Raw genomic sequence first — 14,668 nt, forward strand, 5'->3', positions numbered from 1 at the left:
TATTGTGAAGTGAAATGTATTAAATACTGAGTCTATCGCACTATGCCACTCGGAAAATTCATTCATGTCGAGTGGCATAGTTATTGTTTTTTATTCAACGAAATATAATAACTTCGTTAAAAAATTAAGCGGCGATATCATTTCTCGGACTGTGAGTAAAATACCACTCGACCGTTTTCTTAATTAACTCTTCCGTTGCATCGACATAGTGTTGTGGTGATGTTCTGATTTCCTGCTCCAGAATCAGGGGAAGCTCGGTACAACCCAGAATAATTTTCTCAACGCCAGCCTGCAACAGGCGATCTTTTACCGGCGACAACATGCTATAGGCGCCGGCGATATCACCGGATTTATACGCGTAGATGCTTTCCATTACCTGGTGTTGGTCTGCATCATCCGGCGTGTAGCACTCAATATTATCGGTAGTCAGGTTGTCCTGATAAATTCTCGCTTTGACCGTCGCCGTCGTCGCTAACAGGCCGACGCGGGTGGTGTTGGCATTTTTAATCGCCTGACAGGTCACATCAATAATGCTGATCATTTCTGCACGGCACTGTTTTTTTAAGTCATTAAACCAATAGTGCGCGGTGTTGCACGGGATAATGATGCATTCAGCGCCCGCGTTTTCGAGAATTTTCATATATTGCAGCATTTTATCCAGCGGTGACGCGCTGTGCTGGAGAATGCATTTCGTTCTGTCAGGGATATCAGGAATAGAAACCGCAATCATCGGAATATGGTCTTGATCCCGATACGCTGGCGTGTTTTTGATCAGTTTTTGCATCGCATCGACGGTCGCACCCGGCCCCATACCACCAAGAATTCCCACGAGACTGTTCATGCTGTTAACCCTGTAGCATTATGAAATTAAAAGGATAATCGCACACTGCCGGGCAATGTGAATTGCTAAATTCCCATCTGCTATGTATGATTTGCATAACTATTGGCATCCCTATGCTTTTATTGGTTTTAACCGCGTTTGGTGGGAAGCCTCTTTATTGGCGATGCAGGACGTTGGCAAATATAGAACGTTGGCATAGGGAGCGAAAACATGGCGCTGAGCGTTTTGAGTGAGGGACGATGCTGAATAATATCGAAACCAAGTGGCTGTATGATTTTATCGTGCTGGAAGAGCACCGGAGTTTTACGCTGGCGGCCGAGAAGCGGAATATCTCTCAGTCCTCATTCAGTCGGCGAATTCAGGCGCTGGAAGCGGCGGTTGGCTTTGATATTTTCGACCGTAGCGCGTTGCCACTACAGCTAACCGAGCAGGGGCGCGTGTTCCACGCCTATATCCGCAATACGCTGGATGACTTGGAGTATCAGCTCAATAAGCTGCACGGTGGAGACAATTACAAGAATAAGATCACCATCGCCGCGGCGCATTCGCTGTCGGTATTCATCATGCCTGAGCTGTTAAAAGACGTGCCGGATCCGCAGGAAAAAATCTTCTATGTCGAATCGATCGATGTCGATGAAGCGGTGCTGAATCTCAAAGAAGGGCGCAGTGACTTCATTTTCTCATTCTACAATGAGGATCTGATGGGGGAGCCCTTCATGCATGAGAAGATACTGGAGTCCCGGCTTTATCCGGTCTGCGCGTGTGATAGTGCAGGGAAGCCGCTGTTTGATGTTAGCGCCTCATCGGTACCGCTACTCAACTATACCGAGACGAGCTACATGGGGCGTCAGGTCAGCCGCTACTTATCTAGCGTCGACAGCGATAAGTTTACGGTCAATTTCGTCTCTTCCATGAGCGACTTGCTCAAACGTATGACGAAGAAAGGTTATGGTATTGCCTGGCTACCTGACTATTCCATTCAGGAAGAGCTGAAAAACAAAGAGCTGACGATCCTGAGCATGGAAAATGCCGTGATCCGCATGGGCGTTTATCTCTATCGCCTCGATGCGCGGTTGAACGTGGCTTCTGAGAAATTCTGGCGCTACATGAAAGGGCTGTCATCAGCATCTGGACTCTAAACGTCGTGACCATGCAGATGATGAAACGAAACGTGGACTGGCAACGAGAGATAAAAAAATAGCGGCCCGAAGGCCGCTATAGATAACGAATTCACTCACTCAGCATTAGCTATTTTGCGTAGCCTGCTGAGGTTCCTTATAGGCGACGACTTCGTCGGTAGCCTCTTCCTCATCATCGTGGATGTCTTTTTCCAGACTGGCCACAACAGCGGTAGAGATACTGTTACCGATGACGTTAGTTGCAGTACGACCCATATCCAGGAACTGGTCGATACCGATAATCAGCAGGATACCGGCTTCCGGCAGGCTGAACATCGGCAGCGTTGCGGCAACTACTACGATAGAAGCACGCGCTACGCCTGCCATCCCTTTACTGGTGATCATCAGCGTCAGCAGGATCAGGATTTGCTCAGTAACGCTCAGGTCGATGTTGTAAGCCTGTGCGATAAACAGAATCGCAAAGGACTGGTACATCATAGAACCGTCGAGGTTGAACGAGTAACCGAGCGGCAGCACAAAGCTGGTGACTTTTTTCGGCACGCCGAATTTGGTCAGCGCTTCCATGGTTTTCGGGTATGCAGATTCACTGCTCGCCGTGGCGAAAGCCAGCATGGTAGGTTCACGAATCAGCTTCGCCAGTCTAACAATGCCTTTGCCCAGGAACAGGTAACCAACCAGGAACAGAACGCCCCACAGTACGGCCAGACCGAGGTAGAACTCACCGATCAGTTTACCGAAGTCGTAAAGCAGGCCCAGACCTTGCGTAGTAATCGCGGAAGCGATTGCGGCAAAGACAGCAATAGGGGCCAGCGCCATCACGTAGTCGGTCACGCGGAACATCACTTTGGTCAGTTCTTCGATCAGGGAGATGATCGTGGTCGCGTGCTTGTTTTTGCCTTTTACATAGGCAAGCGCGGAGCCGAAGAACAGAGAGAATACCAGAATTTGCAGGATCTCATTGTTCGCCATCGCTTCGACGATACTTTTCGGGAAGATATGGCTGATGAAGCTCTTAAGCGTAAAGCTGTCGGTGTTCAGGCCTGTTGCAATATGCTGTGCGGGGATTTCGAGATTCATGCCTCCGCCAGGTTGGAACAGGTTGGCGAAGACCATACCGATGAGCAGGGAAATGAACGAGGCGCTGACAAACCAGATCATCGCTTTCATACCGATACGACCAACGGCAGAAGAGTTTCCTCCCATGCTTGCCAAGCCGGAAACCAGCGTAGCGAAGACCAGTGGCGCGATGATCATTTTAATCAGGCGCAGGAAGATATCGGTAACCATGTTGAAATAAGATGCAACTTCTTTTGCTCGACTGCCGTCAAGATATTGATGGCAAGCCCAGCCGATTAATATTCCCAGGACGATAGCCAAGACTATCTGTACAAGTAACTTCTGCCTTTGCATATAAACCTCATGTTGATGAATTGATTCAGACAACACAATATTATTGCCGCGTGATGGATGGTTGGTGCTTTCCCTGAATACACCAATTCCTCACCCGAACCTGTTATTGGGGTGTTGTGTCTGCCCGCCGATATTACAACGATTCTTGTTTTTTACATTTTTTTTCTGCGGATTGTTATGTAATTGTGATCTTTGTCATGCGAAAAATGCATGTCCATGTCGCTTGTAATGATAAATAGGGATGTGATGCGCAGATCGTGTAAATCGTGATATTTCTATTAAGTTATTATTAAACAATGGTTTAAGTTGGTTTTTTGCAGATAAAATCAGATGAGTCAAGGTGTTGAAGTAGTGTTGCTAATGATATGTGGCGATACATCAATAAAACAGATGGTGAATTACTTAAAGATTAAGTAAAAATAAAAGAACAATTAACGAAAAGTTTATATACATGATTTTTTATAAAAAAATTAATTTTTTAATTATTTAAATCGTGACTTTGTTTTTTTGTCTCTATGTTTTATTTTTTCGTTGTTGATCTGAAGTTTAATTATTGTTCTATGTGTTTCTGTTTGTAACTAATTGGGCGTTTAGGGCGTTTAAAATGGTGTTTTTTATTTTTTAAACATATGTTACTGATGATTTGAGACCTCGCTGTTGGTTATTTCACCGAAAAAGATCGATGCTGACTTTATCGTGACACGCTTTCTCCAGATGTTTCTTCATCCAGTCTGCCGCTGTTTCGATCTCTCCCCGTTGCAGGAAATCCAGAATCGCCAGATGCTCTGCAATCTGTTCCAACCGCTTGGGATTGAAGGCTGGACTCCCTTGTCGATATTCCACCAAACGCCGTAACTGATTGATTCGTTGCAAACTATGGTGGGCGAAGCGGTTGCCGCTACAGGCAAGCAGCGTTTCATGAAAGTGCGTATTGGCATCGAACATTTCATGCGGTGTGAGCGTCAGGTAACCCCCATTGAGAATGTCTTCCTGCTGTTTACGACAGGCATTGAGCGTGTGCTGATCGATACGAAACTGCGGTGACAGCAGACTGAGCGGCTCGACCAGCAGGCGGAACGTAAAACTTTCCTCATAGGCCGTGACGGAATCGATAATCGGCGTGGTTCGCCAGCCTTGACCGGTGCGGAATTCCAGCCAACCTTCCTGTTGAATACGCGTTAGGACGTTACGCAGTACGGAGCGGGATACCTGACATTCTCGCATCAAATCCACTTCTGAAAACTGCTCCGGCAACCGACGGGAGAGGCGCATATCGACAATCTTCCGGTAGAGCGGCTCTTCGCTGCTGGCGGCTAATTCGGTGACCAGATGCCCTAATTCATGGGCATGACGGTCGAGATAAAACCCCCGATTGCGGTGGTAATGCAGCATGCCTTTTTCCGTCAGATACAGCAGCGCAACCTTGACCGGCGTGCGCGAGGCGTTCAATACCTGCGCCAGCGACGATTCGATCAGATGAGCGCCAGGCGGCAGCTGCTCGCGGCGAATGTAGGCGACAATCTGTCTGACAATCCTTGTCTGTAGGGGAGTTAAAGCCATGGCTATCCTGCTATGTCGTTTAGGGTGTTACGAGGAATCTTTATGTTCTTGTCAGCACGGCTTGCCTGCCAGTAGAGAAGGCTCCGGCCAAGCCGGAGCAACCCTGTTTTACTGGTGATAGAACGGAAATGCGCCGAAGACAATACCACCGACCAGCAGCGACAGGCTGACAAAAATCGCCCATTTGATTGCAAAGCGTTGGTGATCGCCGATGTCCACTTTTGCCAGACTGACCAGCAGATAGAGCGATGGCACTAGCGGGCTGAGAAGGTGGAACGGCTGGCCGACAATCGACGCACGGGCGATCTCCTCTGGGGTAATACCATAGTTGACCGCCGTCTGGGCGATAACGGGTAAGATTCCGAAATAGAACGCATCGTTGGACATCAAGAAAGTAAACGGCAGGCTAATGAGCGCGGTGAACACCGCAAGATACGGGCCGAAACTTTCTGGTATCACCTGCAACAGGCTCTTCGCCATGGCATCCACCATGCCCGTACCGGATAAAATCCCGGTGAAGATCCCAGCGGCGAAAATAAGCGATGTCACCGCGAGCACGTTAGCGGCGTGTGAGCCGATCCGCGCTTTTTGCTCCTCCAACTTGGGATAGTTGAGCATGACGGCGATAGCGAAGCCGACCATAAACAGCACTTGAATAGGCAGAATGCCGATCACCAGAAACACCAGAAGTAGGGTGGTCAGAATAAAGTTAGGCCAGAACATTTTAGGGCGGCGATTGGCGTCGCTTTCTTCGTCACTGCCGTTGCCCAGATTGATCGAAGCATTCTGGAAGTTGCTGACATCAATGATTCCCAGCCGTTTGCGCTCCTGTAGACCCAGGAACACGGCCACGCCGACCAGCGTCAGGCTGGCTAAAATAATCGCTGGGAGCATGGGGAGGAAAACATCCAGTGCATCAACGCGTAATGCGGCGGCGGCACGCGCCGTCGGGCCGCCCCAAGGGGAAAGGTTCATCACGCCGCTGGCGATGTTAACCAGACAGGTCAACCCGAGCACGTTCATCCCCAACCTCTGATAGAGCGGCAGGAAGGCGGCAATTGCGATCATATAGGTCGTCGTACTGTCGCCATCCAGCGCGACCATCAAGGTTAATACGGCGGTGCCGACCAACACTTTTAGCGGATCGCCTTTAACCAGGCGGAGAATGAAGCGCACCAGCGGATCGAACAGCCCCGCATCGATCATGATGCCGAAGTAGAGAATAGAAAATGTCAGCATAACGCCGGTTGGTGCCAGCGTTTTGATGCCGTCCAGCATCATCGCACCCAGCCCCTGATAGAAACCTGCGGCCAGTGCGAACAGCGTAGGGACAAGAATCAGCGCGATCAGCGCAGACATCCGCTTGGTCATGATCAGGTACATAAAGCAGATGACCATAGAGAAACCGAGAATAGTGAGCACAGTGAATCTCCTGTTTTTTATTATATTCTGAATAACTTACTGCCTTTCTTTCGGCAAATTTAGGGTGAAAGAAGCCGTGCGGTTTTTTATAACCGCATATCGAAAGGGATGAAATTAGCTTATTTCCCGACGTCAGCGACGTTCAGGAGAATACGAATTAAAAGCGGGGGTTAGCTTCCAGGGTCGAGACGAATAATAAAGGATAGATAATGAGGGAGCGATAAGGTAACGGTAATCGGTAACATAAACGACCTCTATGCGAGCAATAATAATATTCCTTTTATCCCCATCAGCGTTCATCTAACCGATTGTTTAATAATTATTTTAATCGACTTGATAACTGCCGCTACAAGGGGGCTCTTTTTGTTAAAAACAAATTAAAGCATTGTAAAATGAAACGCAAATTGCGCTAAATTGGAATAAAAAACAATTGGGCGAGGGAAAGGGCGGTGATAGCAACATAATTTTAAAAAATAAACAGAGGTGTGAAAATTTAATTGCTGCGTAGAAAATTATTATCGATTAACGGAAATTCATCCATTTTCATTAATGAAATTTTACAAGATGAGGCAGAGAATAAAGGCATTATCGGTGAGGAGAGTTAAACGGTGTCTAAACCCTCGGCATTTTCTAAGCCGCCACGGCTTTTATCTAATGACTTAGGCTCGCGGCGGCTCAGGTAAGAGAGATTAACTGACGTTTTCTGCGGTGCTGCGCAGCCGATCTTTCAACTGGCTGTATTCCTGCTGTACATAATTTTCGGCTGCCTGCTGATCGTCAATAGCCCCCAGCTTAACGGCGCAGTGTTTGTATTCCGGTGTTTTAGATACCGGATCGAGATGATCCAGCGTCAGTTCATTGCAGGCACCGATCCACCACTGGTAGGTCATATAGACGGCACCTTTATTGATGCGCTCGCTGACGGCAACGCGAGAGATCACTTTGCCGCGTCGTGACGAGATCCAAGCGAGCTGCTGGTCGTGGATGCCTAAACGTTCTGCGTCGTGCGGGCTAACCTGCACGTAGCCCGGTTCATCCGCCAGCGTTTGTAATGCCGTGCAGTTGCCCGTCATGGAACGGCAGGAGTAATGGCCAACTTCGCGCACGGTGCATAAGACCAGCGGGTAATCCTCATCCACCAGCTCCATCGGCGGTCGCCATTCGGCCGTGAGCAGCAAGCCTTTCCCGCCGGGACGATCGAAGTGGTTGCCTGCGTACAACCACGGCGTGCCGGGGCTGTCTTCTGTCGGGCACGGCCACGGCACATAGCCCAGCCCCGCCATTTTCTCGTAGGTCGCGCCGTAATACAGCGGGCAGAGTTCTCGCAGCTCGTCCCAGATCTCCTGCGTGTTGTTATAGTGCATCGGATAGCCGAGCGCCGTTGCCATCAGGCTGATGATTTCCCAGTCGGGTTTGACATCGCCCTGTGGTTCCACGGCTTTATAAAAGCGCTGGAAGCCCCGATCGGCGGCGGTATAGACCCCTTCGTGCTCGCCCCAGGAGGTGGCGGGTAAAATCACATCGGCAATCGCGGCGGTCTTGGTCATGAAGATGTCCTGCACGATCAGCAAGTCCAGCTCGTTGAACGCATCGCGCAGCATCGACAGGTCCGGTTCAGTTTGCAGCGGATCTTCGCCCATCACATAGTTGGCGCGAATTTTCCCTTCTTTTATCTTGTGCGGGAGATCCGTCAGCGAGTAGCCAATTTTGTCGGAGAGTGCAGGCACGCCCCAGGCATCGGCAAATTTCGCCAGCACCGTTTTATCCGTGACGTTTTGATAACCGGGGAACATATTGGGCAGCGCACCCATATCGCAGGCGCCCTGCACATTGTTTTGCCCACGCACCGGCCCGACGCCAACGTTTGGACGGCCCAGGTTCCCAGTCAGCAGTGCTAAGCCAGACAGCCCTTTGACCACATCAACGCCTTGACCCCACTGCGTCACGCCCATTCCCCATAGAATGGTGGCGGACGGTGCGGCGGCATAGATCCGCATCGCGTCGCGAATCAATTTCGGCGGCAGTCCGGTGATGTCAGCGACGTACTCCGGCGTGTATTTCGCGACGGTCTGGCTGAATTCCTCGAAGCCTTCGGTATGGCGGGCGACGTACGCTTTATCGTAGTGGCCTTCGTTAATCAGTACGTTAGCGAACGCGTTGACCAATGCCATGTTGGAGCCATTTTTCAACGGCAGCCACAGATCGGCGATGCGGGCGGTTTCAATATGGCGCGGATCGCACACGATGATTTTTGCCCCGCGTGCTTTGGCTTTCAGGATCCGCCGTGCCACGATGGGGTGTGAGTCTGCGGCGTTGTAGCCAAAAATCAGGATGCAGTCGGTTTTTTCGATTTCGCAGATAGAGTTGCTCATTGCGCCGTTGCCCAGCGTAACCTGTAGCCCGGCAACCGAAGGGCCGTGGCAGAGTCGGGCGCAGCAGTCGACGTTATTATTCCCAGTGACCGCCCGGGCAAATTTCTGCATCACGTAATTGGTTTCATTACCGGGACCGCGTGACGAGCCGGTGTGCATAATCGACTCGGCACCGTACTTCTCTTTAATCGCTTTCAGACGGGAACTGGCGAAGCCGATCGCTTCATCCCAAGATACGGCCTCAAAGGGCGCACCTTTCTGGCGTCGAATCAGCGGTTGCTTTAAACGCGGTGTCAGAAGTTTCGTGTCGTTGAGAAAATCCCAGCCGTAATAGCCTTTCAGGCACAGCTCACCTTCATTGGTGACGCCGTTTGCCCCTTCCGCACCAACCACTTTGCCGTTCTCTACCAGCAGGTTAATTTTGCAGCCTGACCCGCAATACGGACAGACGGTAAGCACTTTCTGCATGATTATTCTCCAAAGCCGAGTCTTGGATCGTTAAGAACTGCATTCCTATGGCGGGTGTTGATGCAGTTGTCTAACCTTCGATAATCACCGATAAAGAAAATTAATTTACTGATCGTGGTCATGCTCAGCGCGATGATAAATCGTCCTAACGCGTTGAGTGCCGCGACCTTTTTCCATAGGACATTTGTCTGGAAAATAGGTTATCGCGGATTCATCCTCTTTATCCGTTAATGCCTATACTGTTTTTGACGATATTAACTCTATGTCCTAAATAATTCGGGTGAGTGAACGCAGCCAACGCACACGCAACTTGAAGGATGACGGGCATATGTGCCACCGACTGGGCTGGGGTAGCCATGCCTGTCGGCTGTTTAAAACAATGGAAATTGGCATCTCAAGGAAGATAACGCATTCTATTCGTTAATTTTTTTAGCGTAATTTCCCATCTAATGGGGCATGAATCAGGGAATTCCAGAACGTCTGTTAGATCGCGTGGGATAAAGGCGCGAGACAACGGGCGGCACCGTCATGAGTAAAAAGTAAATACTTTTCCGACAGAGCGTGCGGGCGGGAAATATTTGTTAACGTCGCGGAGTGCATTATGGAATTTCTAAGAAATGCCAGCATAAAAGTAATGGTGCTGTTCATCGTCGCTTCCCTGCTAGTGGCGTGGGGAGTGGCATCAGGATTCAGTCTTTATTCGCTTTATCAGGTCACCCATTTACTTGATAAAAGTGAGACTCAGCGAAAAACGTATTCCCATCTGGTCTATGGAACCGATCAATATTTTCGGGCCGTAACTCGTATGGAAAGAACGATGGATTATTTACAGCGTAACGAGCCAGAAAACGCCCAAAAGACGTTGGAAATGGCACAGGTTGCGCTAAAAAATACCAAAGACTCGCTGGAGAAATTCCAGGCTGCGGAACACGTTGGTGTTGAATCAGCCACGGTTGAGGCGGTAAACAAAACGTGGAGCATCCTGATTGCTACCGCGATTGATCCGATGAATGCGGCGCTACAACGCAATGATTACGAAGGATTCCGACAGATATTTCGCTCTGTTTATCCGCCGATTAGCCTGACGTTTGGTGAAGATATCAAACGCTATTCGGACAACATTACCGCTTCCTCGTTGATTCCAACCGTGAATGAACACAATACCCAAAATCGTAATTCGTTAATTGCCGTGATGGTGATTGGCCTCATCGTGTTGATTTTCACTGAATACTATTTGAGGAACTATCTGGTTATTCCGATTTCAGTACTCAAATCTCATCTGGCACAGCTTACTGCGGGGCGTTTAGGCTGTGAGCTGGCGGAGTTCGGCAAGAACTGTGCGGGCCGACTGATTCCCGATATTAAGAAATTGCAGAAAAGTTTGCGCGATACGGTGACGGTCATCCGGCAGAGCACGACGGAAATCAACAACGGGACGTCGAGCATTAAGGATGGCAACGATAATCTTTCCAGCCGTACAGAACAGCAGGCCGCAGCACTACAGCAGACGGCGGCCAGCATGGAAGAGATTAGCTCCACGGTGCGGCAAACCACTGACCACGTGCATCAGGTGCGTAAGCTGGCGAAGGATGCGGCGGATATGGCGGAAAAAGGCGGGAATATCAGCAGCAACGTGATGACGACGATGGATGGCATTAGCGCCAGTTCCCGACAAATTTCCGATATCACCTCGGTGATTAACAGCATCGCGTTCCAGACCAATATTCTGGCGCTGAATGCGGCGGTTGAAGCGGCGCGGGCAGGTGAACAAGGAAGAGGATTTGCCGTGGTGGCCGGCGAGGTTCGCACACTGGCACAGCGCAGTGCGCAGGCGGCGAAAGAGATTGAGGCGCTGATTGCGGAATCGGTTTCGCGCGTTGAAACCGGTGCAGGGCAGGTTCGACAGTCCGGTGAGGCGATGACGGCAATTATCGCCTCCATTTCGCATGTGAACGATCTGATTGGTGAAATTGCGGCGGCAACGGATGAGCAAACGCGTGGTATTACGCAGATTAGTCAGGCGGTGCACGAAATGGACACCGTCACGCAGCAGAATGCGACGTTGGTGATGCAATCGGCAGAAGCGGCTGCGCGTCTGGACGAACAAAGCAGCGAGCTGTCCGCCGTGGTGGATGTGTTCGATCTGGATTCAGATTGCGATCCGACAATGTCTTTTTCCCGTCAGGCGGTCGCTGCCCCCGTTCATCGCGCGGTTGGGCAGGGCTCCACGCCGCTACTGTCGGCACATGGCCGTAACGGTGAGGGATGGGAAAAATTCTGATCCACTGTGGGTTAAATGCGTGGCAGACGTTGAACGCAAGATTGCCATGAGGCTGGCCGAACTGGGCGGAAAGGAGTCTGCACGGTTCTGTTTATCGCGGATTATCGCTTGAACGTCAACACGTGTAATGCCTTGGATTACAGAGAGAAAAGGGCATTTCTCTCTGTAAATCTGACTGTGTTAATGTAAAGAAATGCTATTTTAAGACGGATGTCTCTGATCTTGGAATAGGTTGTTTTAAATATTGGCATAATTATTGCTTTATTTTTGTGGCGATTTTTTGCCGTTTTTTAGATCAAAAAGCCATGCTTTTCTGGGGTTATAGAAATAAAGCGGAATTTATTGGCATTAAATCAAATTTGAAATCATTTGTTACATACTAAAGTGGTTGTTGCTTATATTTTCGTGACGTAAATCAAGACAGATAGCGACTTCAAAGTGATAATAAGAATAAATATCATTTGTGCTTCATTACTCGCTTATGTCTATCTGGCAAAAAACGCTTCTCGTGTTGTGTTGGCTGTTGAGTTGTTCAGTGGCAGTTGCTGCGACCGATTACGCCTCATTTATTCAAGATATCGAAACTCGGCTGGATAAAACGGCTCAGCTCTATGAGCAGCAAAAGCCGGATGATGCCCGCACCGAAGTTCAGATGGCCTATTTCGAGGTGTTTGAAAACCTTGAAGGCCCCATTCGTATCAACATTTCCGCGCAAAAAAGCTATCAGTTGGAAGCGACCTTCGGTGAAATTCGCCGCATGATTGGCGAAGGAAAGCCGCAGGCCGAGGTACAGGCGAAAATCTCTTGGCTGAAGGGCGAACTGGATGCCGTTCTGCCGGTGCTGTCGGAAGGGCACAAGCTGGTCGCACAGGAGCAGCACGGTGCCTATGACAATGCTGAGATCGCGCCGTACTGGCAGCAGAGTTTCAAAATTATTGATGACCAACTCGCGCAGGCTGTGACTGAATATCAGGCTGGCGATTACAAAAAGGCCAGCCTGAGCGTGCAACAGGCGCACTATCAGGGCTTTAAAAACTCTGAAATGGAGATGTCGGTCAGGCAGAATCGCTCAGCGCAGCAGGCAGCGTCCATTAATCAACAATTCTCCGCACTGATTACCCTAGCCAGTCAACCCGATCAACTGACGGATGTCGCCTATCGGGTTACTACGCTGTTGCAGGATATCGAAGACGTCCTGCCGGGATTGCCGACAACGCGCGACAGCCAGCAGGCGACGGCAACACCTGCCGTGAACGCTGATAGCGGTGCCGTGCCGGATGCGAATTGGGCGAAAGTCGCCGACGATATTAATCAGGCTATTGCCGCTGCGATCGCGCAGTACCGTCAGGGTCAGGTCAAACCCGCCATCATGGCGGTGCAGGACACCTATTTCGATCTGTTTGAAGCCACTGGCATGGAGAACAAAATTGGTTCTCGCGATGCGGCGTTCAAATCGACGCTGGAAGGCTATTTCACCCGTCTGGTGAGCCTGATGAACGCCAAGCAGCCTGCGGAGCAGCTGCAAGGGCAGGCTGACGCGCTACAGCAGGAACTGGCCAAGGCAGTGACCATGCTGGGCGACGGCGGCGAAACCCACTGGAGCCTGTTGATCTACAGCCTGCTGATTATTGTGCGCGAAGGGCTGGAAGCCTTGCTGATTGTGGCGGCGATCGTGGCCTATCTGGTGAAAAACAATCAGCAGGACAAGCTGCCGCTGATTCGCCAGTCGGTTTACGTCGCGCTGCTGTGTAGCGTGATTACCGCCGTTATTTTCCAACTCGTGTTCACCAATTCCGGTGCCAGCCGTGAGCTGCTGGAAGGTATTACGATGCTGATTGCCGTCGTGATGCTGTTCTTCATGAGCTACTGGCTATTGTCCAAAGTGGAAGCGCGGCACTGGAAGGCTTATCTGGAAGGTAAGCTGTCCCATTCGCTAAGCAGCGGCTCCATGATTGGCCTATGGCTAACCAGCTTTCTGGCCGTGTACCGCGAAGGCGCGGAGACGGTGTTGTTCTATTACGCGCTGGTCGGTGATGCCAGCAACATGGCGGGGCACCTTTCTATCTTGGCCGGGTTTGCCATCGGCTGTGTGATCCTGCTGATCGCCTATTTCGTGATGCGCTATACCATCGTCAAACTGCCGCTGAAGCCGTTCTTCATGTTTACCGGCTGCTTTATGTACCTGATGGCGTTTGTGTTTGCGGGTAAAGGCGTGCTGGAGCTGATCGAAGGCAAACTGTTTGAACCGACGTTGCTGACCGGCGTGCCGGAAATCAGCGGGTTGGGGATTTATCCTTATGTGGAAACGCTGATTCCACAGGGTGTGCTGGTGGTCGCGGCGTTAATCGCTCTATGGGTGATGCGGCGCAGGGCGTCTGCCGTCTGATAAAGAAGGCATCCGACGTTAATTTAATACTGAAAGCAATAAGAGCAGCAAATAACCATAACAACCCCAATCGCTTAGCAAAATAAGCGAGGAGGGACGACTGAGATGAGGATGGGTTTGATGAATATGCAAAAAAGTCTGATTGCGGGTGCCGTTATTGCCGGTATTTTCACTGCGCCTGCCGCGCTGGCGTTTAAAGAATACCCAGCAGGTGAGCCGGTTTCCATGAACGAAATGGAAATTGCCGCTGTTTATCTGCAACCTATCGATATGGAACCGCGTGGCATGGGGCTGCCAGCTGCGAAAGCGGACATCCATCTGGAAGCCGATATTCACGCCGCTGAAGGTAACAAGAATGGCTTCGGTGCCGGTGAGTGGATGCCGTTCCTGACCATCGCGTACACCCTGACTAACACCGATACCGGTGCGAAGCAGGAAGGCACCTTCATGCCGATGGTGGCCAGCGATGGCCCGCACTACGGCGCGAACATCAAAATGATGGGCGTGGGTAACTACAAAGTAACTTACCACATCGATCCACCATCAAAAGCCGGTATGCACCGTCACACCGATGGTGAAACGGGCGTAGGCCGCTGGTGGAAACCATTTGATGTCAGCTTTGATTTCAAATACGTCGGTTTAGAATAAGGTCTTCTGTCCGCGATGTTCTGTCGCGGCCATGTTCACGCCTCTGTGGGTCGTTATCGCGGCTCGCAGAGGCGGCGATTTTTCGGTTCGTGTACTGATGCCACCCGGTATCACGCTCAACCAACGCACCTGCAACGTGAA

General features: G+C 50.4%; 9 protein-coding genes. 4 read left to right on the forward strand and 5 right to left on the reverse strand.

Features of this window, described 5'->3' with window-relative positions:
• Positions 1-124: 124 nt before the first annotated feature.
• On the reverse strand, positions 125-841 hold the full coding sequence (gene cuyB / locus BJJ97_RS12530; protein WP_095994137.1) for a cysteate racemase: 717 nt from the start codon (positions 839-841) through the stop codon (positions 125-127).
• 239 nt (positions 842-1,080) lie between these two features.
• Here cuyB and hypT point away from each other — a divergent pair, with 239 nt between their 5' ends.
• Complete coding sequence (gene hypT / locus BJJ97_RS12535; RefSeq protein WP_010285882.1) at positions 1,081-1,980, forward strand: hypochlorite stress DNA-binding transcriptional regulator HypT; 900 nt, start codon at positions 1,081-1,083, stop codon at positions 1,978-1,980.
• Between the two features lie 105 nt (positions 1,981-2,085).
• On the opposite strand, the gene BJJ97_RS12540 is transcribed toward hypT, so the two are convergent.
• The 4 genes from BJJ97_RS12540 to fdhF all read right to left on the reverse strand — a co-directional run bounded on the left by BJJ97_RS12540 (position 2,086) and on the right by fdhF (position 9,212).
• A complete protein-coding gene (locus BJJ97_RS12540) occupies positions 2,086-3,390 on the reverse strand; it encodes a dicarboxylate/amino acid:cation symporter (RefSeq protein ID WP_039484279.1) in 1,305 nt (434 codons plus the stop codon).
• A 666-nt stretch (positions 3,391-4,056) separates the two neighbouring features.
• Entirely contained in the window at positions 4,057-4,950 is an 894-nt protein-coding gene (locus tag BJJ97_RS12545; protein ID WP_039311991.1) for a GntR family transcriptional regulator, read from the reverse strand.
• Between the two features lie 108 nt (positions 4,951-5,058).
• Positions 5,059-6,372 carry a CitMHS family transporter gene (locus tag BJJ97_RS12550; protein ID WP_095994138.1) on the reverse strand — a complete coding sequence of 438 codons (1,314 nt, stop codon included), beginning with the start codon at positions 6,370-6,372 and terminating at the stop codon, positions 5,059-5,061.
• 689 nt (positions 6,373-7,061) lie between these two features.
• Entirely contained in the window at positions 7,062-9,212 is a 2,151-nt protein-coding gene (fdhF, locus tag BJJ97_RS12555; RefSeq protein ID WP_095994139.1) for a formate dehydrogenase subunit alpha, read from the reverse strand.
• Positions 9,213-9,813: 601 nt separating this feature from the next.
• On the opposite strand from fdhF, the gene BJJ97_RS12560 reads away from it, so the two are divergent.
• From BJJ97_RS12560 to BJJ97_RS12570, 3 genes are all read left to right on the forward strand, one after another.
• Complete coding sequence (locus BJJ97_RS12560) at positions 9,814-11,493, forward strand: methyl-accepting chemotaxis protein (protein ID WP_095994140.1); 1,680 nt, start codon at positions 9,814-9,816, stop codon at positions 11,491-11,493.
• A 481-nt stretch (positions 11,494-11,974) separates the two neighbouring features.
• Positions 11,975-13,879, forward strand: coding sequence for an FTR1 family iron permease (locus tag BJJ97_RS12565; RefSeq protein WP_095994141.1), 1,905 nt, complete (start codon positions 11,975-11,977; stop codon positions 13,877-13,879).
• Between the two features lie 120 nt (positions 13,880-13,999).
• Entirely contained in the window at positions 14,000-14,527 is a 528-nt protein-coding gene (locus tag BJJ97_RS12570; RefSeq protein ID WP_010285198.1) for an iron transporter, read from the forward strand.
• The last annotated feature ends 141 nt before the right edge of the window (positions 14,528-14,668 follow it).

Origin of the sequence: Pectobacterium polaris (assembly GCF_002307355.1) — a bacterium.
In the GTDB taxonomy this organism is placed as follows: Bacteria; Pseudomonadota; Gammaproteobacteria; order Enterobacterales; family Enterobacteriaceae; genus Pectobacterium; species Pectobacterium polare.